This window comes from Georgenia yuyongxinii (assembly GCF_006352065.1).
In the GTDB taxonomy this organism is placed as follows: domain Bacteria; phylum Actinomycetota; class Actinomycetes; order Actinomycetales; family Actinomycetaceae; genus Georgenia; species Georgenia yuyongxinii.
Window position 1 is genome coordinate 1,032,806 of sequence record NZ_CP040915.1, and the last position, 21,073, is coordinate 1,053,878.

18 protein-coding genes are annotated in these 21,073 nt (G+C 72.5%); 10 read left to right on the top strand and 8 right to left on the bottom strand.

Features of this window, described 5'->3' with window-relative positions; genetic code table 11:
• From dapC to FE374_RS04660, 3 genes are all read left to right on the top strand, one after another.
• The gene (dapC, locus tag FE374_RS04650; RefSeq protein ID WP_388042907.1) at positions 1-1,137 is read left to right on the top strand and encodes a succinyldiaminopimelate transaminase; all 1,137 of its coding nucleotides are present in this window, start codon (positions 1-3) and stop codon (positions 1,135-1,137) included.
• A 245-nt stretch (positions 1,138-1,382) separates the two neighbouring features.
• Positions 1,383-2,684: a citrate synthase gene (locus FE374_RS04655; RefSeq protein ID WP_139927458.1), complete on the top strand. Its 1,302-nt coding sequence runs from the start codon at positions 1,383-1,385 to the stop codon at positions 2,682-2,684.
• A 128-nt stretch (positions 2,685-2,812) separates the two neighbouring features.
• Complete coding sequence (locus tag FE374_RS04660) at positions 2,813-3,583, top strand: DUF554 domain-containing protein (RefSeq protein WP_139927459.1); 771 nt, start codon at positions 2,813-2,815, stop codon at positions 3,581-3,583.
• A 130-nt stretch (positions 3,584-3,713) separates the two neighbouring features.
• Here the strand turns inward: FE374_RS04660 and FE374_RS04665 are convergent, their stop codons facing one another.
• Complete coding sequence (locus FE374_RS04665; RefSeq protein WP_168205597.1) at positions 3,714-4,697, bottom strand: ABC transporter substrate-binding protein; 984 nt, start codon at positions 4,695-4,697, stop codon at positions 3,714-3,716.
• Between the two features lie 79 nt (positions 4,698-4,776).
• Complete coding sequence (locus tag FE374_RS04670; RefSeq protein ID WP_168205598.1) at positions 4,777-5,217, bottom strand: MarR family winged helix-turn-helix transcriptional regulator; 441 nt, start codon at positions 5,215-5,217, stop codon at positions 4,777-4,779.
• A 174-nt stretch (positions 5,218-5,391) separates the two neighbouring features.
• Here FE374_RS04670 and FE374_RS04675 point away from each other — a divergent pair, with 174 nt between their 5' ends.
• From FE374_RS04675 to FE374_RS04695, 5 genes are read left to right on the top strand one after another with little or no spacing between them, the layout of a single operon-like run.
• The gene (locus FE374_RS04675) at positions 5,392-6,333 is read left to right on the top strand and encodes an SDR family oxidoreductase (protein ID WP_139927462.1); all 942 of its coding nucleotides are present in this window, start codon (positions 5,392-5,394) and stop codon (positions 6,331-6,333) included.
• Positions 6,330-7,307 carry an amidohydrolase family protein gene (locus tag FE374_RS04680; RefSeq protein WP_139927463.1) on the top strand — a complete coding sequence of 326 codons (978 nt, stop codon included), beginning with the start codon at positions 6,330-6,332 and terminating at the stop codon, positions 7,305-7,307. The genes FE374_RS04675 and FE374_RS04680 overlap by 4 nt, the downstream gene beginning before the upstream one ends.
• Positions 7,300-8,844, top strand: a complete 1,545-nt coding sequence (locus tag FE374_RS04685) for an acyl-CoA synthetase (protein ID WP_139927464.1) — start codon at positions 7,300-7,302, stop codon at positions 8,842-8,844. Before FE374_RS04680 ends, FE374_RS04685 begins: the two co-directional genes overlap by 8 nt.
• Positions 8,841-9,293, top strand: a complete 453-nt coding sequence (locus tag FE374_RS04690) for a MaoC family dehydratase (protein ID WP_139927465.1) — start codon at positions 8,841-8,843, stop codon at positions 9,291-9,293. The genes FE374_RS04685 and FE374_RS04690 overlap by 4 nt, the downstream gene beginning before the upstream one ends.
• A gap of 11 nt (positions 9,294-9,304) precedes the next feature.
• The gene (locus FE374_RS04695; protein ID WP_139927466.1) at positions 9,305-10,564 is read left to right on the top strand and encodes an acyl-CoA dehydrogenase family protein; all 1,260 of its coding nucleotides are present in this window, start codon (positions 9,305-9,307) and stop codon (positions 10,562-10,564) included.
• A gap of 156 nt (positions 10,565-10,720) precedes the next feature.
• Here FE374_RS04695 and FE374_RS04700 read toward each other — a convergent pair whose 3' ends face one another.
• The 5 genes from FE374_RS04700 to FE374_RS04720 form a co-directional block, all read right to left on the bottom strand.
• On the bottom strand, positions 10,721-11,662 hold the full coding sequence (locus tag FE374_RS04700) for a hypothetical protein (protein WP_139927467.1): 942 nt from the start codon (positions 11,660-11,662) through the stop codon (positions 10,721-10,723).
• Positions 11,663-11,863: 201 nt separating this feature from the next.
• A complete protein-coding gene (locus tag FE374_RS04705) occupies positions 11,864-12,964 on the bottom strand; it encodes a hypothetical protein (protein ID WP_230978453.1) in 1,101 nt (366 codons plus the stop codon).
• Positions 12,957-13,919, bottom strand: a complete 963-nt coding sequence (dapD, locus tag FE374_RS04710; RefSeq protein WP_139927468.1) for a 2,3,4,5-tetrahydropyridine-2,6-dicarboxylate N-succinyltransferase — start codon at positions 13,917-13,919, stop codon at positions 12,957-12,959. Before dapD ends, FE374_RS04705 begins: the two co-directional genes overlap by 8 nt.
• A 68-nt stretch (positions 13,920-13,987) precedes the next feature.
• The gene (locus tag FE374_RS04715; protein WP_139927469.1) at positions 13,988-14,887 is read right to left on the bottom strand and encodes an NUDIX domain-containing protein; all 900 of its coding nucleotides are present in this window, start codon (positions 14,885-14,887) and stop codon (positions 13,988-13,990) included.
• A gap of 26 nt (positions 14,888-14,913) precedes the next feature.
• Complete coding sequence (locus FE374_RS04720; protein ID WP_139927470.1) at positions 14,914-16,761, bottom strand: acetyl/propionyl/methylcrotonyl-CoA carboxylase subunit alpha; 1,848 nt, start codon at positions 16,759-16,761, stop codon at positions 14,914-14,916.
• 458 nt (positions 16,762-17,219) lie between these two features.
• On the opposite strand from FE374_RS04720, the gene FE374_RS04725 reads away from it, so the two are divergent.
• Positions 17,220-18,065 carry a uracil-DNA glycosylase gene (locus FE374_RS04725; protein WP_139927471.1) on the top strand — a complete coding sequence of 282 codons (846 nt, stop codon included), beginning with the start codon at positions 17,220-17,222 and terminating at the stop codon, positions 18,063-18,065.
• 27 nt (positions 18,066-18,092) lie between these two features.
• Here FE374_RS04725 and FE374_RS04730 read toward each other — a convergent pair whose 3' ends face one another.
• Positions 18,093-18,740 (bottom strand): Maf family protein, encoded by a 648-nt coding sequence (locus FE374_RS04730; protein ID WP_139927472.1) that lies wholly within the window; start codon positions 18,738-18,740, stop codon positions 18,093-18,095.
• 281 nt (positions 18,741-19,021) lie between these two features.
• Between FE374_RS04730 and FE374_RS04735 the strand changes: the two genes are divergently transcribed.
• Positions 19,022-21,052, top strand: coding sequence for an Hsp70 family protein (locus FE374_RS04735; protein ID WP_139927473.1), 2,031 nt, complete (start codon positions 19,022-19,024; stop codon positions 21,050-21,052).
• Positions 21,053-21,073 lie beyond the last annotated feature (21 nt).

The following is a 21,073-nucleotide window of genomic DNA, read 5'->3' on the forward strand; positions in this document are numbered from 1 at the left end:
GTGCCGCTGCACGGCCGGGCGCTGCCGGACTTCCCCTGGGACTCCCTCGCTCCGGCGAAGACCCGCGCCGCCGCGCACCCCGGCGGCATCGTCGACCTCTCGGTCGGCACCCCCGTCGACCCCACGCCCGCCGTCGCCCAGGACGCGTTGCGAGCCGCCGCCGACGCCCCGGGATATCCCACGACCGTCGGCACCCTCGCTCTGCGCGAGGCCGTCGTCGCCTGGTTCGCCCGCCGCCGCGCGGTCCCCGGCCTGGGCGTCGACCAGGTCCTGCCCACCATGGGTTCGAAGGAGATGGTCGCGCTCCTGCCGGCCCTCCTCGGGCTGGGGGAGGGCGACGTCGTCGTCCACCCGCGGGCGGCGTACCCCACGTACGACGTCGGTGCCCGGCTCGCCGGGGCCACCCCGGTCCCGGTCGACGACGACCCCGCCACCTGGCCGGACGCGCGCCTGGTCTGGCTCAACTCCCCGGGCAACCCCCACGGGCACGTGCTTGGCGTCGACCAGCTTGCCGCCGTCGTCGCCTGGGCACGCGAGCGAGGCGCCGTCGTGGCCTCGGACGAGTGCTACGCCGAGCTGCCCTGGGCCGAGCCGTGGGCCAGCGACGGGGTGCCCTCGCTGCTCGACCCGCGGGTGACCGGTGGGGACCACCGTGGCCTGCTGGTGCTCTACTCGCTGAGCAAGCAGTCCAACCTCGCCGGCTACCGGGCGGCGTTCGTCGCCGGCGACCCGGCGCTGATCGGGCCGCTCACCGAGGTGCGCAAGCACTCGGGGATGATCGTGCCTGCCCCGGTGCAGGCGGCCATGGCGGCCGTCCTGGGCGACGGCGCGCACGTGGACGCCCAGCGCGAGCGGTACCGCGCGCGGCGGGCGGTGCTGCTCGGCGCCGTCGAGCAGGCCGGCCTCGAGCTCGACCCCGCCACCGTGGCCGGTCTGTACCTGTGGGTGCGTGCGGCCGGGGCGACGACGGCGTCCTGGGAGCTCGTCGACGCGTTGTCGCACCGCGGCATCCTCGTGGCGCCGGGATCGTTCTACGGCGGCGACGGCGGCGGGTACGTGCGGATGGCGCTCACCGCGACCGACGAGCGGATCGACGAGGCCGCGCGGCGGCTGCGCGAGGGCGGCCCGCTCGTGTGACCGGCGGGCAGGCGCCGGCCCGGACGCCGTGGTGCGGCGCTCGCGCGTGCGACCGGCCGCGAGATGCGGGCGCCCGCCAGATATGTCCGGACTCGGGCTGCGGTTCAGCCAGTGGGCGGATTCCGTCGTTACCGAGTGCATGGCCTATCTTTGTGTGACGGATCACCTCCCCCGGGGGCCAGCAGCTACCCGGGGCGCAACGAGGCGCTCGGACCGAGTGCCGCCCATTCCCGAGGAGGGGACACATGTCGATTGCCGAGCAGAACGCGGCGGCAACTTTCCAGGTCGACGGTAAGGCGCTGCAGTTCCAACGCGTCGACGCGGTCGAGGGCAACGACGGGATCAACATCTCCTCACTGCTCAAGGAGACCGGGTTGGTGACCCTGGACCCGGGCTTCATGAACACCGCCTCGACCACCTCGGCGATCACCTACATCGACGGCGACGAAGGCATCCTGCGCTACCGCGGCTACCCGATCGACCAGCTCGCCAAGGGCTCCACCTTCCTGGAGGTGGCGTACCTCCTGATCTACGGCGAGCTGCCCGACGCGGAGACGCTCGAGGCGGTGACCCGGCGGATCAAGCGGCACACGATCCTGCACGAGGACTTCAAGGCGTTCTTCACCGCTTTCCCGGCCAACGGGCACCCGATGGCGATCCTGCAGTCGGGGATCTCGGCGCTGGCCACGTACTACCAGCACACGCTGGACCCCAAGGACCCGTACCAGATCGAGCTCTCCACGGTGCTCCTCATGGCCAAGGTCCCCACGATGATCGCGTCGATCGCCAAGCGCGCCACGGGCCTGCCGCTGCTCTACCCGGACGCGTCGAAGTCCTACATCGAGGACTTCATCCGGATGACGTTCGGCCTGCCTTACCAGCGTCACGACGTGGACCCGGCCATCACCCGGGCCCTCGAGATGCTGCTGATCCTGCACGCGGACCACGAGCAGAACTGCTCGACGTCGACGGTGCGGATGGTGGGCTCCTCCCACGCCAACATCTATGCCTCCGTCGCCGCGGGCGTCGGCGCGCTGTCCGGCCCGCTGCACGGCGGCGCCAACGAGGCCGTGCTGGAGATGCTCAACCGCATCCACACCGGCGGCGACACCGTCGACCAGTTCATGACCAGGGTCAAGAACAAGGAGGACGGCGTCCGCCTCATGGGCTTCGGGCACCGGGTCTACAAGAACTACGACCCGCGGGCCGCCATCGTGAAGGAGGCCGCCCACGACGTCCTCCAGCGCCTGGGGAAGAACGACCAGCTCCTCGACATCGCCATGGGCCTGGAGGAGATCGCGCTGCACGACGAGTACTTCATCGAGCGCAAGCTCTACCCGAACGTGGACTTCTACACCGGCCTGATCTACAAGGCGATGGGCTTCCCCACGCAGATGTTCACGCCGCTGTTCGCCCTCGGCCGCCTCCCCGGCTGGATCGCCCAGTACCGGGAGATGATCGCGGACCCGACGACGAAGATCGGGCGCCCGCGCCAGGTCTACACGGGCCAGCCCGAGCGGCAGTACCAGCCGACCGACAAGCGCTGACGCTGCCCGGGTGGCGGCGGTAGCCAACCCCGAGGCGCCCGCACAAGACGCCCCCGCACGGCTCCGGCCGTGACGGGGGCGTCGTGCACGCGGACCGAGGCGGCGGGCCAGGAAAGTAATGTGACGGGGTGGATGGTTTCCCTGGGCTCGGCACGCTGATCAACGTCGGCGCGATCGTCATCGGCTCGACGGTCGGCATGGCCGTCGGGCACCGGCTGCGGGAGGCCACCCGCACCGTCATCACCGACGGTCTCGGCCTCATCACGCTCCTGCTCGCGGCCTCGATGTGCGTCTCCATCGCCGACCCCGCCCTCGTGGCCGCCGTCGGACCCGGGGTGCCGGTGCTCGTCGTCCTGGGGGCCATCCTCATCGGCGGGCTCACCGGGTCGGTGCTGCGCATCGAGCAGGGTCTGGAGGGGGCCGCGGCCCAGCTCCAGGCCTGGGCGTTCCGGCGCAGGGTCGGGGGGCCCGGCGACGCCCACGTCGCCCGCGAGCGGTTCGTCGAGGGCTGGCTGACGGCGTCGCTGGTCTTTTGCGTCGGCCCGCTGGCGATCCTGGGGAGCCTGTCCGACGGGATGGGCAACGGGATCGAGCAGCTGGCGCTCAAATCCGTCCTCGACGCCTTCGCGGCGCTCGCCTTTGCCGCCACCTTCGGGTTCGGCGTCGTGCTCTCCGCGGCGTCGGTGGCGGTGGTCCAGGGTGGCCTGACGCTCGTCGGGGTGCTGCTCGGCTCGGTCGTGCCGGACGCCCACATCGCCGCACTGACCGTGACCGGCGGGCTCCTGCTCGGCGGGATAGGGCTGCGGCTCCTGAACATCCGGAACATCGCGGTCGGGGACATGCTGCCCGCCCTCGTCGTCGCCCCGATGCTGACCCAGGCAGTGGTGCTGCTCCGCTGACGCGGACGGCCCGCAGCCAGATTGCCATTCTGGTCGCAGCGACATTGCCACTGTGGTCGCGGAGTCGGGGGCGACGCGGACGGCCCCGCTCTCGAGGCGAGAGCGGGGCCGTCCGCGGTGCGGGTGAGCGTCAGGGCATGAACGTCGCCATGTCCACCGGCTCCTTGAGCAGGCCGTACTTCACCGACAGGTCGGAGAGCGCCTGCAGGCTGTCCTCGTTCATCTGGGCGCCGAAGTGCTCGACGAGCACCTTGTTCGCGAGCTCCTCGTCCATGTCGAGGAACGTGGTGAGGGTGGCCCGGACCTTGTCCGGGTTGTCCTCGGCGAACGTGGTGACCTCATCGACCGCCGCGACGAACTCCTGGACCATGTCCGGGTCGCTCTCGGCCAGCGGGCCGGCGGTGATGACCGACATGGTCGGCACGCCGGGCATGGTCTCCTGGTAGTTGTACGCCACCAGGTTGGCGCCGGAGTCCTTGAAGATGGTCTGGAAGGGCTCGGGCACCCATGCGGCGTCGATGTTGCCGGACTCGAGCGCCGCCGGCATGTCCGGGAAGCCGAGCTCGACGAAGTTGATGCTGTCCGGGTCGCCGCCGGCCTTGCTGACGATCTCCTTGATCGAGATCTCGCCCATGGTCTTGAGCGTGTTGACCGCGACGGTCTTGCCGGCGAGGTCGGCCGGGGACGCGATCCCCGAGTCGGCCTTGGCCCACACGCTGGTGACGTCGTCACCCTCGGCGTTGGAGTGGGAGTAGCCGGTGACCATCCGGATGTCGAGGCCCTGCTCCTGGGCCAGCATGATGCTCAGCGGGTTGGAGATGGCGAACTGCAGCTGCCCGGACATCACGGCCGGGAGCAGGGCCGCCCCGCCCTGACCCGTCTCGAGGCTCACGTCGAACCCGTGATCGGCGAAGATGCCCTCGTCGATGCCGAGCTGGAGCGCGGCGCTCGGCACGATCGGCAGGACGCCCATCTGGATCTCGGTGGTCTCGGTGGCGGCGCCGGACTCGCCGGAGCCCGTGGTGGAGTCGGCCGGGGCGTCGCTGCCCCCGCTGGAGCAGGCTGTGAGGGCGAGGAGGACTCCTGCCGTCAGGACACACATCCTTGTGCGCATCGCTCGTTCCTTTCGTCGATGGTCGAGTCGATCGGGCATTCGCCGATCGGTTCGGAGGGGTGGCCACCCCGTGGTGGGGCTAGCTCGCGTTCTCGAGCCGGGCGGCGTCGTGCCGCACGATGCGTTGCAGGAGGCCGCGCAGCGTCTCCCGCTCGAGGTCGTCGAGGCCGGCAAGGACCTCGTCGACCGAGGACTCCACCAGGGCCCGAGCCCGGTGGAAGAGGGTGCGGCCCGGGCCCGTGATGACCACCGACTTCTGCCGCCGGTCGGCCGGGTTGGGACGGCGCTCGGCCAGTCCGCGACGCTCGAGGCCGTCGATCATCGCGACGATCTGGCTCGGGTCGAGACGGATGGCGTCGGCGAGCGCACGCTGGCTGACGCCGTCCGTGCCGGCCAGCTGCTCGAGCAGCGAGTAGGAGCGGGAGTTGAGCTCTACCGGGCCCAGCGCGACGTTGGCCGAGGCCACGCCGCGCGCACTGGCAAGGCTGAGCAGCAGGCCGATGTTCTCCGGCGCCCTCATCGGGTGGTGCCCCGGTGTTCTGACATGTGGCGATCGTGGCATGAACGATTGAGGAGGTCAATGATTGACGGAGTCCATGAACTGGGTTCACACTGTCCTCGGACGTCGACGGGGACGGTCCGCCGGCACATCCCGGGCCGAACCGTCGTCAGCGAGGACAAGAAGGAGCCAGAAATGAGCCTGACCGGAAAAGTTGCCATCGTCACCGGTAGCGGCCGGGGCCTCGGCCTCGCCTACGCCCAGGAGCTCGCCCGGCACGGGGCCCGGGTAGTCGTCAACGACGTCGACCAGCAGGTCGCCGACGACGCCGTCGCCGCCATCACCGCAGCCGGGGGCGAGGCCGTCGGCGTCGTCGCCCCGGTCGGCCCCACCGAGACGGCCAAGGCCCTGGTGGCCGCCGCCGTCGAGCACTTCGGCCGCCTCGACATCCTGGTCACCAACGCCGGCGTCCTGCGCGACACGGTGCTGTGGAAGATGTCCGACGACGACTTCGACACCGTCATCAACGTGCACCTGCGCGGCACCTTCACCTGCGTGCGCGAGGCCGCCACCTACCTGCGCGAGCAGGGCGAGGGTGGCCGGATCATCTGCATCGGCTCCCCGACCGGCCAGCGCGGCAACTTCGGCCAGACCAACTACGCCGCCGCCAAGGCCGGCATCGTCGGCATGGTCCGCACGTGGGCCCTGGAGCTGGCCCGGGCGAACATCACCGCCAACGCCGTCATCCCGGTGGCAGCCACCGCGATGACCGAGACGGTGCCCTTCTTCAAGGACTTCGTCGACGCCGCCGCCCGCGGCGAGCAGATGCCGCCCTTCGCCCGTCGGGTGCTCGGGTTCGGCACCCCCGACGACGTCGCCGGCGTCGTCGCGTTCCTCGCCTCCGACGCCGCCGCCGGCATCAACGGCCAGGCCGTCGGCGTGGGCGGGGACCGGCTGGCCGTGTGGTCCCACCCGCAGGAGGTCACCACCGCCTTCACGGACGGCGGCTGGAGCTACGAGGCCCTCACCGAGGACTGGGAGTCGCTCTTCGGCGGCGCCCTGCAGTCCGTCGGCCAGCCCATGCCCGCCCCGCCCGCCAGAGCGGGCACCGAGCCGGGGGAGAAGGTGCGGTCATGACGTACACCTCGGCCCTTGACGTCGCCGCGCTGACCGCGATCGACACCCACGTGCACGTGGAGAAGGACACCCACGGGCACCTCTCCTTGCCCGGGGAGGTGCTCGACGCGGCCGCCAAGTACTTCAAGGCCCCCACCGACCGGCTGACCATCGACGAGACGGCCGACTACTACCGCGAGCGGTCGATGGCCGCGGTCGTGTTCACCGTGGACGCCACCACCAAGCTCGGGCACGCGCCGAACAGCACTGAGGAGATCGTCGCCGGCGCGGCCCGCAACAACGACGTCCTCATCCCGTTCGGGTCGGTGGACCCCCACGCCGCGGACGCCGTCGACCGCGTCCGTCGCCAGATCGAGGACCTCGGGGTGCGCGGCTTCAAGTTCCATCCCTCGCTGCAGGACTTCGACCCGTCCGACGAGCGGTACTTCCCGCTCTACGAGGTCATCGCCGCCGCCGGGCTGCCGGCCATCTTCCACACCGGCCAGACCGGCATCGGCGCCCGGCTGCCGGGCGGCTTCGGGCTCAAGCTGGGCCTGTCCAACCCCATGCTGCTCGACGTCGTCGCCGCGACCTTCCCTGGCCTGACCATCATCATGGCCCACCCGTCCGTGCCCTGGCAGGACGAGGCGATCTCCGTGGCCACCCACAAGGGCAACGTGTACATCGACCTGTCCGGCTGGTCGCCGAAGTACTTCCCGCCCGCGCTGGTCAAGCAGGCCAACTCGGTGCTGCAGGACAAGGTGCTCTTCGGCTCCGACTTCCCGCTGCTCACCCCCGAGCGGTGGATGCGGGACTTCGCGGCGCTCGAGCTCAAGGACGAGGTCCGCCCGAAGATCCTCAAGGACAACGCCGTGCGCGTGCTCGGGCTGGGCGGGCCGTCGTCGCCGACCGCACCGAATCCGGCGACCCAGGCCGCGCCGAACCCGGCGACCCAGGCTGCGCCGTCGTCCCCGCGAGGTGCCGCCCGTGCGTGATCAGGGCATCGGCTCGTGGCCGGCGCGCCGCTGCAAGAACGGTGCGCACCGCACCGCGCTCGTCCACGGGGAACGCACCGACACCTACGCCGACGTCGAGCGCCGCACCCGCCAGCTGGCGAACGCGCTGCGGGCCGACGGCGTGGGCCGGGGCGACCGGGTGGCGTTCGTCGGGTTCAACCACCCGGCGCTGCTGGAGACGTTCTTCGCCGTCGGGCAGCTCGGTGCCATCTGGGTGATCATCAACGCCAGGCTGACCGCCCCGGAGGTGGAGTACATCCTCGCCGACTCCGGCGCCACGGTCGTGGTCTACGGCCCCGAGCACGCCGGGCACGCCGCGAAGCTGGCGCATCTGCCGGGCGTGCGCACGTGGGTCGCGGTCGAGCCCGACGACGGCGCCGCCGACGCGCCGTCGTCCGCCCTGAGCTACGAGGCGTTCCTCGCCGCCGGTGCCACCGACGTCATCGACGAGCCGGTGAGCTGGGACGACCCCGCGATGATCATGTACACCTCCGGCACGACCGGCCGGCCGAAGGGCGCCGTGCACACCCACGGCAGCCTGCACATGCAGTACTTCAACGTGCTGGTGGACCTGGACGTGGCCCGCGACGACGTCACCCTCGCCGTCGCGCCCATGTTTCACGTGGCCGGCCTCAACATGCTCACGCTGCCCACGTTCCTCAAGGGCGGGAAGATCATCATCCAGCCCGGCTTCAAGCCGGACCGGGTCCTCGCCACCATCGCCGCCGAGAAGGTGACGTCGGTCTTCGCGGTGCCGGCGATGATGGACGCCCTCGCCTCACACCCCGACTTCGCCGCGACGGACCTGTCCAGCCTGACGAACGTCGTCGTCGGCGGCTCCCCGCTGCCGGACCGCATGCTGCGCACGTGGGCCGCGCGCGGGATCGGCATCCAGCAGGGCTTCGGGATGACCGAGACGGCGCCGGGCATCTACCTGCTCACCGCCGAGGACTCGCTGCGCAAGCCCTCCTCGGCCGGCCGCAACCACTTCTTCACCGAGGGCCGGGTGGTCCGGCTCGACGGCACGGACGTGGCGCCGGGGGAGAACGGAGAGGTCATCGGCCAGGGCCCCAACGTCATGCAGGGGTACTGGAACAACTCCGGCGCCACCGCCGAGGCGATCGTGGACGGCTGGTACCACACCGGCGACGTCGCCACCGTCGACGAGGACGGCTACATCTACATCCGCGACCGGCTCAAGGACATGTACATCTCCGGCGGCGAGAACGTCTACCCCGCCGAGGTGGAGAACGCCCTGCTCGACCTGCCCGGCGTCGCCGAGGCCGCCGTCATCGGCGTCCCCGACCCCCGCTGGGGCGAGGTGGGCCACGCCTATGTCGTCGCCGCCGAGGGGGCCACGCTCACCGCCGAGGACGTGGTCGCCCGCCTCACCGAGCGGCTCGCGAAGTACAAGGTTCCCAAGGAGGTCGTGTTCGTGGACGAGCTGCCCCGGACCGCCACCGGCAAGCTGCAGAAGCACCTCATCCGAACCCGATTCCAGGAGTCCGCGCTATGACCACCACCGTCTCCCTCACCGAGCTGCCCTCCCTGATAGGCGTTGACCTGGGCTTCACCGAGTTCCGCGAGGTCACCCAGGAGCAGGTGAACACCTTCGCCGACGCCACCGACGACCACCAGTGGATCCACACCGACCCCGAGCGCGCCAAGGACGGCCCGTTCGGGGCGCCCATCGCCCACGGCTACCTCACCCTGGCCCTGGTGATCCCGTTCTGGGGCGAGCTGCTCGACGTCACCGGTGTGGGCACCAAGGTCAACTACGGCCTCGACAAGGTCCGCTTCCCCGCACCGGTCAAGGTCGGCTCGCGCATCCGCATGGGCGCCACGGTCAAGGACGTCACCGAGATCCCCGGCGGTGCGCAGATCACGATCGACGGCGTCATCCAGGTCGAGGGGCAGGACAAACCTGCCGTCGCCCTCACCGGCCTGTACCGGTTCTACTCCTGAGGGGCGGCGCCATGACGACGACTGACGGGGCGGCGGTGACGACTGGGCCACGGGCGACGGCAGGGGCGGCGGTGACGACGCAGAGCTCGGCCGCGGACCTGTACGCCCGGTCCGACCAGTACGGCTACGCGAACCTCCTCACCGATGACGAACGGGCCGTGCTGGCCACGCTGCGGACCTTCCTCGAGACCCAGGCCGCCCCGCTTGTGGCCGACCACTGGGAGCGCGGGGAGTTCCCCACCCAGCTCCTCGGCCCGCTCGCCGGCCTCGACCTCATGGCCCCGCCGTCGCTGACCGGGGGTGGGGCCCGGCCGCGGCAGCTGTTCGAGGGCTTCCGCGTCTTCGAGCTGGCCCGCACCGACGCCTCTCTCGCCACATACTTCAACGGCCAGGCCTCGTTGTTCCGAAGCAACGTGCTCCTCGGGGGCAGCGCCGAACAGGTGGCGAGATGGGACCCGCTCATCACCCGGTTCGAGATGACCGGGGTGTTCGCCCTGACCGAGCCCGAGCACGGCAGCGACATCGCCGGCGGGCTGGCCACCACCGCCCGCCGGGAGGGCGACACCTGGGTCATCGACGGCGCCAAACGGTGGATCGGCTCGGCCGCGTACTCCGACTACCTCACGGTCGTCGCCCGCGATGAGGCCGACAGCAAGGCCAAGGCGTTCCTGGTGCGCACCGACGCCCCAGGGGTGGAGCTGCGCAAGATCGGCGGCAAGATCGCGCTGCGGATGGTCAACAACGCCGACATCACGCTCACCGGGGTCCGGGTCAGCGAGGAGTACCGGCTGCAGCGGGTGAACTCCTTCGCGGACATCGCCGCGATGCTGCGCGCGATGCGGGCCGGTGTCGCGTGGATCGCCACCGGCGTCCAGGCGGGCGCGTACGAGGCAGCCCTGCGGTACGTGCTCGAGCGGCACCAGTTCGGCCGACCCATCGGCGGGTTCCAGCTGGTGCAGGACAAGCTGGTGCGCATGCTCGGCAATCTCACCGCCTCCCTCGGCATGGTGGTGCGCCTGGCCCAGCAGCAGGACGCCTCCGTCTACCGCGACGAGGACTCCGCCCTGGCCAAGGCGTGGGTGAGTGCCCGGATGCGCGAGACCGTCGCGCTGGCTCGGGAGGTCGCCGGCGGTGAGGGCATCACCCTTGCCACCGACGTCGCCCGGTTCTTCGCCGACGCCGAGGCGGTCTACACCTACGAGGGCACCAACGAGATCAACACCCTGGTGGTGGGACGGGCGATCACCGGGCTCAGCGCGTTCACGCGGTGAGCGGTCAAGGCGCCGCTCTGACCTCGGCCGCGGCGTAAGCGGCCGCTCTCGGCGTCCCCTGGTGGCGAGAGCGGCCGCTCTCGGCGAGCGCGCCCGTTCGCGGCTCGGGCGGGTGGCCCACCGGGCGCCCGAGCCGCGAACGGGCGCGCCAGTGGATCATGGACGCACACCCGGCCGAACGGGGTAGATGCCGGCGCCCGCAAGCAGGCGGCCGAACCCCGATGTGTTGAGCGCCTCGGTCCACACCCATCGGACGACGCCCTCGATCTGACGCCGCAGCCGGTCCTCGCGGCGCTTCTCGCGCCACACCACCTTCTCCGGTGGAAGACCTCCGCTGCGCTCCGGCGGCTGGTATTTGATCCGTCCGTCGAACTCGCCGACCTTTCGCTCCTCGACCCACCAAAAGTCCGTCCGGCCGATGAACCCGTCGGCGTCATAGAACACATGCTGCAGCTCGGGGATCGGCACGCCGAGGAGATGCATCTGGGCCCGGCTGAGCGATTCCCCGACCGACTCGGCGCGGGCGTCTGCCCGGTCGATGACCGCGCGGGCTCGCCGGGCACCGCGTTGACCGGCCACCTCGTCGAGGGCTTCATCGAGATGGGCGCGCGCCACCAGCCCGACCCTCAGGACGTAGTCCGCCGCCACGAGCCCGGCGGTGAAGGGGCGCGATCGGGCAAGATCGACCACCGTCCTCGCGGCGCTGGTGACCGCGACGCCGTCGACGAGCGTGATCGCCGGCATGGGACGAACGACGTGACGCTGGATGCAGGCGCTCGACCTCCCGCCGCTCGCGCTGTCGCCGGCGACGTGGACCTTCTCGGGGGGCGGCCCCATGAGCGGAATGCCGAGGAGGACGGCGGCCGATTCGTGTGAGAGCACCGGTGGCGTGCGCATGCCCGCCATTGTCGACAGGACGAACAGCCGATGACGCTCGGAGTTGGTCGCGGTCGCCCAGGCACGCGCATCGGCATAGGCACCCCGCCGCACGCGGGTGAGTGCGCGGCTGCGTGAGGCGCGCTGCGTCGAGCGTGGATCCCGGCCAAGCGCGGTGAGATCCCGGACCAGGATGAGTTCAGGGCCCTCATTGGTGTTCATGGCATCACGGTGGTGCCTTCGGCGAGCCGGTTGCTGGCGGGGTGTGGACAGCCGACGGTCCAGGCTCTGCCATCACGCGTGTGTTGGCGGCTCGCGCGGGTGGTCGACCACGCGCGCGAGCCGCGAGTCGCAGCCGACGGCGCGAGCGGCCGCTGCCGGCGACCCGGTACGAGCGCGAGCGGCCGTTTCTGGCGCCTGCGTTCAGCCGATGAGCACGGCCCCCGGCGCCGCCGACGCCGTGGCGTCGTGCAGCGCGGCCGGCAGCCCTGCCTCGGCGAGCGGCAGCCAGGCGGCGTCGTCGCCGTCGTCGCGCACCCACACCTGCCCGTCCACGGCGACCACGCGGGCCCCGGTCTGGCTTGCGGTGGCCACCGCCCACTGGGCCACCGCCCAGCCGCGCCGCGCGGGCGCCGGGTCGAGGCCGGCGGGCAGGGAGGTGGCGTCCACCTGCAGCACACCGGCGGGCACGACGGTCGCGGAGATGTCGACGAAGTCGCGGGTCAGACGCTGCTGGATCGTGGCGAGCCGGGCGGGTGGGGTCGCACCCGCGATGGGGCCGGCGCTCGCGGTGCCCTCGACGACGGCGGTCGGCGTGCTCTCGCCGTCGCCCGCAGACCCAGGGGCCCCAACGCCGTCCGGCGCTTCCACCACCGGGTCCAGGTGGCAGCTCAGCGAGGCGGGGGAGTAGCCCGACAACGCCGAGGCGAACGCCCGCCCGCGGTCCTCGTGCTGGGCGTAGGCCAGCGGGAACCCCGAGCGCTGCACCCGCTGCGCGGCGTCGGTGATCTCCTGGCTCTCCCACCCCTGGACGGTGACGAGCACGTCGTAGAAGGCGTTGGTGGAGTAGACGGGGTCCATGATCTGCTCGACCGTGCCCCACCCCTGGGAGGGGCGCTGCTGGAAGAGGCCCACGGAGTCACGGTCGCCGTAGTCGATGTTGCGCATCTTCGACTCCTGCAGCGCCGTGGCGATCGCGATCGTCACGGCGCGGGCGGGCAGGTCGCGGTGGGCGGCGTTGGCGGCGAAGAGGGCGGCGTTGTCGGCCTGGTCGGCGTCGAGGCGCTGGACGCCGCCGTCGGCCAGCGCCACGGTGCACGTGCCGGAGGCGGGGGAGTGCACGAAGGTGTTCAGCGCGAGGACGACACCGGTGATCGCCACTCCCAGCGCGCCGAGGGCGAGGACGGCGCCGCCGGTGCAGCCCAGCGCGCGAGAGGACGCCCGGCGCCGGGTGGTGGTCCGCTCACGGCCGGTGCGCCCACCTCCACGCCCGGCCCGGCCGGCCGGGCCCCGCGCCCTAAGCATGCAGGGCGGCGTTGAGCTCCGCCCCGGTGCCGGACCGCGAGATCGCCTCGACTGCACCCGAGAGGGAGTTGCGCCGGAAGAGGAGGTTGTCGCGACCTGAGAGGTCGCGGGCGGAGACCACGGCGGGCTCGTCGAGCTGGCCGTGCCGGGGGCGGGCACCGCCGCCGATGATGACGGAGACCTTCGTGCCGGCCGTGAGGTACAGGCCCGCCTCGACCACGCAATCGGCACCGAGCGAGATGCCCAGGCCGGCGTTGGCGCCCAGCAGCGAGCGCGGCCCCACGGAGATGACCCGCTTGCCGCCGCCGGAGAGGGTGCCCATGATCGAGGCCCCGCCGCCGACGTCGGCGCCGTCGGCGACGACGACGCCCTGGGAGATGCGCCCCTCCACCATGGAGCGGCCGAGCGTGCCGGCGTTGAAGTTGACGAACCCCTCGTGCATGACCGTGGTGCCCGGCGCCAGGTGGGCGCCCAGCCGCACCCGGTCGCCGTCGGCGATGCGCACACCGGCAGGGACCACGTAGTCCACCATCCGGGGGAACTTGTCCACCCCGTAGACGGTGAGGACGCCGCGGGCGCGCAGCCGCGCGCGGGTGGCCTCGAAGCCCTCGACGGCGCACGGCCCGGCCGAGGTCCACACCACGGTGGGCAGCACACCGAAGATCCCGTCGAGGTTGATGCTGTTCGGCTGGACCAGGGTGTGGGAGAGCAGGTGCAGGCGCAGGTAGGCGTCGGCGACCGAGGCGGGGGCTGCGTCGAGGTCGATCTCGGTGCGGACCACCTCGGTGCGGACCAGGCGCGAAGCATCGACGGACGTGGCCGCGGACAGCTCGGCGGGCGCCGCGGCGTCCTGCGGCGGGGCACCCAGCGTGGGCGCCGGGTACCAGGCCTCGAGGGTGTCACCGGTGTCGGTGATCGTGGCCAGCCCGAAGGCCCAGGCCGTGCGCTCGGTCATGCGCCCCAGGGTACGGGCCACCGCTGACACGGCAGCGGGTCCGCCCGTGGCGCGTCCCGCAGATGTGGTCAGTGCCGCACGAGCAGCGGACCCAGCGTGCGCGCCCCGAGTGCTGCCACCCGGGCGGACAGCTCCCGGTCGGCCGTGGCGACCGCGACGTCCGTCACGCCGTCGCCGGTGGCGCCCAGCACGGCGGTCACGGTCTGGACGACGGCGTCGTCACCGCTGCCATGAGCGGTCACCACCCGCACGCCGTCCGTGGGGTCGACGCCGCGGGCGGCCCCCTCGGTCACGAGGACGACCTCGGGGTACCAGCGCTGGCCGGGCAGGTCGACGGCCACGGCATCGAGGCCGTCGCGAGCGAGGGCCGCGAGGTGGTCGCGCAGACGGACGGTGGCACCGGCACGGTCGGCCCACCAGCCGTCCGGGCGCGAGCCCACGACGTTAGCCGCGTCCACCACGAGCACCAGTCGGCGCAGCATCGTCCGCAGCTCGGGCAGGGCGTCCCCGAAGGCAGGCAGCAGATCGAAGCCCTCGATGGAGGCCAGGTCGACCCAGCGGACCTCGAGGCTCTCAGGGTCGGTGACCGCCGGCTCGAAGGGGGCGGTAGCCTGGGCCAGCACGGTCGTGTACGCCCAGTCCGGGTGGACCAGTGCCCGGGCGGCGGTGACCTGGAGCCCGGCGGGGACCACCCCGGCCTCCTCCCGCGCCTCGCGGACCGCGCCGTCCACCGGGGTCTCGCCGTCGCTCAGCGCCCCACCGGGGAGGCCCCAGGTGCCGCCGTGGTGGGACCACAGGGCGCGGTGCTGCAGCACCAGCTGCGGGCCGGCCGGGCCGGTGCGCCACAGCAGCAGACCGGCGGCGCCGTTGAGGCCCCAGTGCCGGCGGCCGCACGAGCACTCCACCCAGCCGTCGCCGGGCTGGCGGTGCACCCGTGCGTCGGGCGGACGGGAGGCGGAGGCGGTCATCCGTCCAGCCTCGCACACGGCCCCGGTCAGCCGGCGTCCGGCGCAGCCTGCTCCACCGGCTCGATCTGGCAGATCACCGCGCCGGTGGCGACGTTGCGTCCCACCGCCGCGGCCATGCCGCTTACCCGGCCGGCGCGGTGCGCCACCAGCGGCTGCTCCATCTTCATCGCCTCCAGGACGACGACGAGGTCGCCCTGTGCCACCACCTCGCCGTCGCCCACGGCCACCTTGACGATGGTGCCCTGCATGGGCGAGGTCAGCGCGGCGCCGTTGGTCCCGCCGGTGCCGCTGGACCGGCCGACGGTACGGCGCACGGGCCGGCGCGCGGCACCGCGGGGTCCGGTGGAGATGCCCAGCCCGGCGGGGATGACGACCTCCAGCCGCTTGCCGCCCACCTCGACGATCACCCGCTCGGTGGCCTCCGCGGGCTCCTCGGCCGGCGCCGCGACGGCTGGGGCCGGCCGGGTGGAGGGCAGCGACCGCAGGTGCTCCGCGTAGTCGGTCTCGATCCAGGTGGTGTGCACCCCGAAGGAGGATGCGCCGTCGTCCGCGGTGAAGTCCGGCTCGGTGAGGACGCTGCGGTGGAAGGGCACCACGGTGGGCAGCCCGACGATCTCGGTCTCGCGCAGGGCGCGGCGGGCGCGCTCGATGGCCTGCGTCCTGGTGGCGCCGGTGATGATGATCTTGGCGAGCATGGAGTCGAAGGCGCCCGAGATGGTGTCGCCGGCGACCACGCCGCTGTCCACGCGGACGCCCGGGCCCGAGGGCCAGGACAGCGAGCTGATGGTGCCCGGCGCGGGCATGAAGCCCGAGGCGGGGTCCTCGCCGTTGATGCGCAGCTCGATGGCGTGCCCGCGGGTGGCGACCTCGGTGTAGCCGAGATCTTCCCCGGCGGCGAGGCGCAGCTGCTCGCGGACCAGGTCGATGCCGGTGACCTCCTCGGTGACCGGGTGCTCCACCTGCAGGCGGGTGTTGACCTCGAGGAAGGAGATCGTGCCGTCCTGGCCCACGAGGAACTCGCACGTGCCGGCGCCGACGTAGCCGGCCTCCCGCAGGATGGCCTGCGAGGCGTGCACCAGGGTCTGCTCCTGCGCGGGGGTCAGGAACGGTGCGGGCGCCTCCTCGACGAGCTTCTGGTGGCGGCGCTGCAGCGAGCAGTCACGGGTGGAGACGACGACGACGTTGCCGGCGGCGTCGGCCAGGCACTGGGTCTCGACGTGCCGGGGCCGGTCGAGGAAACGCTCGACGAAGCACTCGCCGCGCCCGAACGCGGCGACCGCCTCGCGGACCGCGGACTCGTACAGCTCGGGAATCTCTTCGCGGGTGCGGGCCACCTTCAGGCCACGGCCCCCGCCGCCGAAGGCCGCCTTGATCGCGATGGGCAGGCCGTGGGCGTCGGCGAAGGCGAGGACCTCCTCGGCGCCGCTGACGGGGTCGGGAGTGCCGGGCACCAGGGGGGCGCCGACCTTCTGGGCGATGTGCCGGGCGGTGACCTTGTCCCCGAGCGCCTCGATCGCCGCGGGTGGCGGTCCGATCCAGATCAGCCCCGCGTCGAGGACGGCCTGAGCGAACCCGGCGTTCTCGGAGAGGAAGCCGTAGCCCGGGTGGACGGCGTCGGCGCCGGAGCGGCGGGCGACGTCGAGGATCTTGCCGGCGTCCAGGTACGTCTCGGCGGCACGCTGGCCGTGCAGGGCGAAGGCCTCGTCGCTGAGCTTGACGTGAAGGGCGTCGCGGTCGGAGTCCGCGTAGACGGCGACGGTGGCCACACCCGCATCGGCGCAGGCACGGGCCACCCGCACGGCGATCTCGCCACGGTTGGCGATGAGCACCTTCGTGAGCCCGCGAGGGCTCAGCTGGCTCGAGGTGCTCGTCATGCCATGCTCCTGTTCTCTCCCGCGGTCACGGGGTGTGCGGTTGCCGGCCGTGCGGGGCGGCGGCGGCCGGTCCCGGCAGCGTGCCGCCGGGAGGTGAGCCGGCGCGTGGCCCGGTCCTGCCGACCGGCCAACGTTAGCCGGGGGTGGTGCGCCGGTCCTATTTCGACGTGCGGACGCGGCCAAGATTGTCCATCCTGCCAACCAGCACCCCGCCCGGTTGTCGGATACCCACAAGGGTCAGGCACCGGTTCGGGGTGTCTCGGTGTGACTTTCGTAGCACACCCACAAACGAGGCCCCGCCGACGTCCGGCTGCGCCTGGCGCTTCCCCCCGGGCCGGGGGCTTCACGCGCCGAGACTTGCAACTTGCGCCGAGACCTGCCGGTGGAACGGCAGGTCTCAGTCGGAAAGCGCAGGTCTCGCCGCGTCGGACCGGCGAGCGCAAACCCACGGCGGCAGGATGGCCACCGTGTCCACCGCCCCCGACCTGCGTCCACATCCCGTCACGGGCCGGCTCTTCCCCTCCCCGGTCCCGCCGGGCACGGGCTGGCCCGAGGACCCGGCCGACGCCGGCACGCCGGTGGCCACCACCGTGCCGGCCGTCGTGGACCTGGCCCGGGCGGCCGCGGACGTCGGCGAGCTGGACGCGCGGGTCTCCGTCTGCCGGGCGTGCCCGCGTCTTGTCGCCTGGCGTGAGTCCGTGGCCACCACCGGGCGGCGCGCCTCCTTCGCCGACCAGCCCTACTGGGGCCGCCCGGGGCCGGGGGTGGGGGACCCGGCACCGCAGGTCCTCGTCGTCGGCCTGGCGCCGGCGGCCAACGGCACCAACCGCACCGGCCGGATGTTCACCGGCGACCGCAGCGGCGACTGGATCTACGCCGCCCTGTACCGGGCGGGGTACGCCAGCCAGCCGGACAGCTGGGCGGCGGGCGACGGGCTGAAGCTCGCCGGTGCGCGGATCGTCGCGGCCGTACGCTGCGCGCCGCCGGCCAACAAGCCCACCCCCGAGGAGCGGCGCACCTGCGGGCACTGGCTCGATCGGGACCTCGAGCTCGCGGCTCCGGGACTGCGGTCGATGCTCGCGCTCGGTGCCATCGGCTGGGACGCGGCGCTCGCCAGTGCCCGCCGCCTCGGCTGGACCGTGCCGCGCCCCAAGCCCCGCTTCGGGCACGGCGCGCAGACCGAGCTCGTGGCCGCTGACGGGCACCCGATCCGCCTGCTGGGCAGCTACCACGTCAGCCAGCAGAACACCTTCACCGGCAGGCTCACCGAGGCGATGCTCGACGCGGTGATCGCCCGGCTCTGACGCGGCGTGGCAGATCAGCCCCGGCCGTCAGTCCGCGGCCGGGCGCCACAGGTCGGTGATCGCCACCCCGAGCTCGGCCAGGAGCACGCGCAGCAGCGGCAGGCTCACGCCGACCACGCCGTGGTAATCGCCCTCGATCCCCGCGACGAACGGCCCGCCCAGGCCGTCCACCGTGAAAGCGCCGGCCACCCAGAGCGGCTCACCGGTGGCGACGTAGGCGTCGACCTCGGCGTCGGTGAGGTCGGCGAAGTGCACCACCGTGGACGAGGTCGCGGACGCCTCGCGGCCGTCCCGGTCGAGCAGGCAGTGGCCGGTGTGCAGCACGCCGGTCCGGCCTCGCATGCGCTGCCACCGCACGACGGCGTCGGCCGCGTCGGTGGGCTTGCCCAGCACCTCGCCCTCGAGCTCGAGCATGGAGTCGCAGCCGAGCACCACATCGGCCTCGCGGGCGAGTGTGGGGTGCTCGCGCACGTCGTGGGCCTTGGCTCGGGCGAGCAGGAGCACCTGGTCCGCCGGGGGCACCGGCGCCGAGCCGGCGCGGTCGGCCTCCGTGGTAGCGGTGGCGAGCAGCTTCGCCTCGTCGACGCTCGAGGCCGCGACGAGCGGGTCGAGGCCCGCCGCGCGCAGCGTGCTCAGGCGGGCGGGGGATGCGGAGGCGAGCAGGAGCGTGGTCACAGCCGCCCAGGTTAGAGGAGCCGACAGTCGTGGCAGCGAACCCGGTATCCGCCGGGTGATCTTTAAAGGTGACCGAACTGGTTTGTCACAGGTTTGTCACAGCGCCTGGCCTGCATGTATTTGCGGGGGCGAATTGCGCTATACCACCTTTCCCGGCGCGGGAGCAACTATTTCGGGTCAAGTTCCCTAGATCTCCTACAGCCGTCGCAGTACGGTGAGCACCGGTGCGCGGGCGCCTCGCGCCGCCGACTCGGCAACGACCACTGCCATCTGGGGGTTCAATGACGTACTCGGTTGGCGTCGACATCGGCACGAGCTTCGTCGCCGCCGCCATCACCCGGATCGTCGACGGACGCCCGCAGGCGCCTCAACCGCTGCACCTGGGTGCACGGTCGACGGCGACGCCTTCGGTGATGTACTTCGGCGACGACGGGCAGGTCCTGGTGGGGGACGCCGCCGAGCGCCGCGGCACCACCGACCCGGACCGGGTGGTGCGGGAGTCCAAACGACGGATCGGCGACTCCGTGCCGGTCGTCGTCGGGGACCTGCTGGTCGCTCCGGAGGATATCTACGCGACCATGGTGCGCTGGGTGGTCGACCGTGCCGACGAGCAGGAGGGCGCTCCGCCGGACAGGGTCGCCGTCGCGCACCCGGTGGGGTGGGGTGCCTACAAGACCGGGCTGGTGCGCGAGGCGCTGGCCGGCGTGGGCCTCGGCGAGGTGGAGCTCATCAGTGAGCCCGAGGCCGCCGCGCTTCACTACGCATCATTCGAGCGGGTCGAGGTCGGCAGCACGATCGCCGTGTACGACCTCGGTGGAGGGACGTTCGACGTCGCCATCCTTCGCAAGGCCGAGACGGACACCTTCGACGTGCTGGGCCGACCCGAGGGCATCGAGCGGCTCGGCGGCGCCGACTTCGACGAGGCGGTGTTCCGCCACGTCACCGCCGGGCTCGGAGAGGGCTTCACCTCACTGGACCGCACCGACCCCGGCGTCCTCGTCGCGTTGTCCCGGATGCGCCGGGAGTGCACCGAGGCCAAGGAGGCGTTGTCGTCCGACTCCGAGACGGTGGTCCCCGTGCTGCTGCCGGGGATGCAGACCCAGGTTCGCCTGGTGCGCTCGGAGTTCGAGGAGCTCATCGCCGCGTCCGTGCGCGAGACCGTGGCCTCCGTCGAGCAGGCCCTCCGGACGGCGCAGGTCGAGCCGGAGGACCTCACCGCCGTCCTGCTCATCGGCGGGTCCTCGCGTGTGCCGCTGGTCGCGCAGCTGCTCTCAGCCGAGCTTGGCCGGCCCATCGCCGTCGACGCCGACCCCAAGGCGAGCATCTGCCTGGGCGCCTCCCTCGCCGCCGCCTACCCGGGCGCCATCGAGGGCACCGCAGTGCTACTGGGCGACGACGACGTAACCGTGGCGCCGGCGAGGGCGCAGGCCGGCGACGGCGTCGCGCCCGTGACGGAGCCGCCGTCGCCCGCAGGCGCCGCACTGGCCCCGGCTGCGACCGCGTTCGTGGCCAACGCGCCGCACCAGCACATCGGGTCTCGCCGCGGCATCAAGATCGCGGCCATCGCCGGATTGGTCGCGAGCATCACCGTCTTCACCACGGTGGCGGGCCAGACCCCCGAGGTTCAGGAGCTCATCAAGTCCTCGCTCAGGGTGAGTGAGGCGCAGGCCGGGACGCCAGCGGCCGACGGCGGTGAGGCGGTGGCCGCCGGCGAAGACGGTCGGGGCGGCGCCGGCGGCTCGGGCGAGGGCGCGTCGTCCGACCGGTCCGGGGTGGCCAGGCTCAACACGGTCGCGCCGAAACCGGGCGACCCGACCGGCAAGCCAAAGCCGACACCGACGGACGAAGCGTCGACCAAGGTCTCCGCTACGGGCAGCCCCACCACCGGGGTGCCGGGCACGACCTCGACGGGTGGCAAGACCACGCCAGGGACAAACACGCCCGGCGGTACTGCGACGGGTGACGGCAGCGGCACGGGCGGAGCGCCCACCGGGACACCCGATGGCGCTGGCACGCCCACCACGGACCCGACCACGCCCAGCCCGGACCCGACGACGCCCAGCCCGGACCCGACGACGCCGAGCCCGGACCCGACCACGCCGAGCCCGGACCCGACCACGCCGAGCCCGGACCCGACCACGGAGCCCCCACCCGAGCCGGAGCCGACGGCAACGGCAACGGCAACGGCAACGGCAACGGAGGAATCGACACCGCCCCAGGACCCACCACCACCTGCCGACACGCCGCCCGCGGAGGAGCCCCCAGCCACCGGCGCCGCCATCACCGTCCCTGCCGATCCAGTGCTCGGCTGACCTATGGAGGTAGGAGCACGA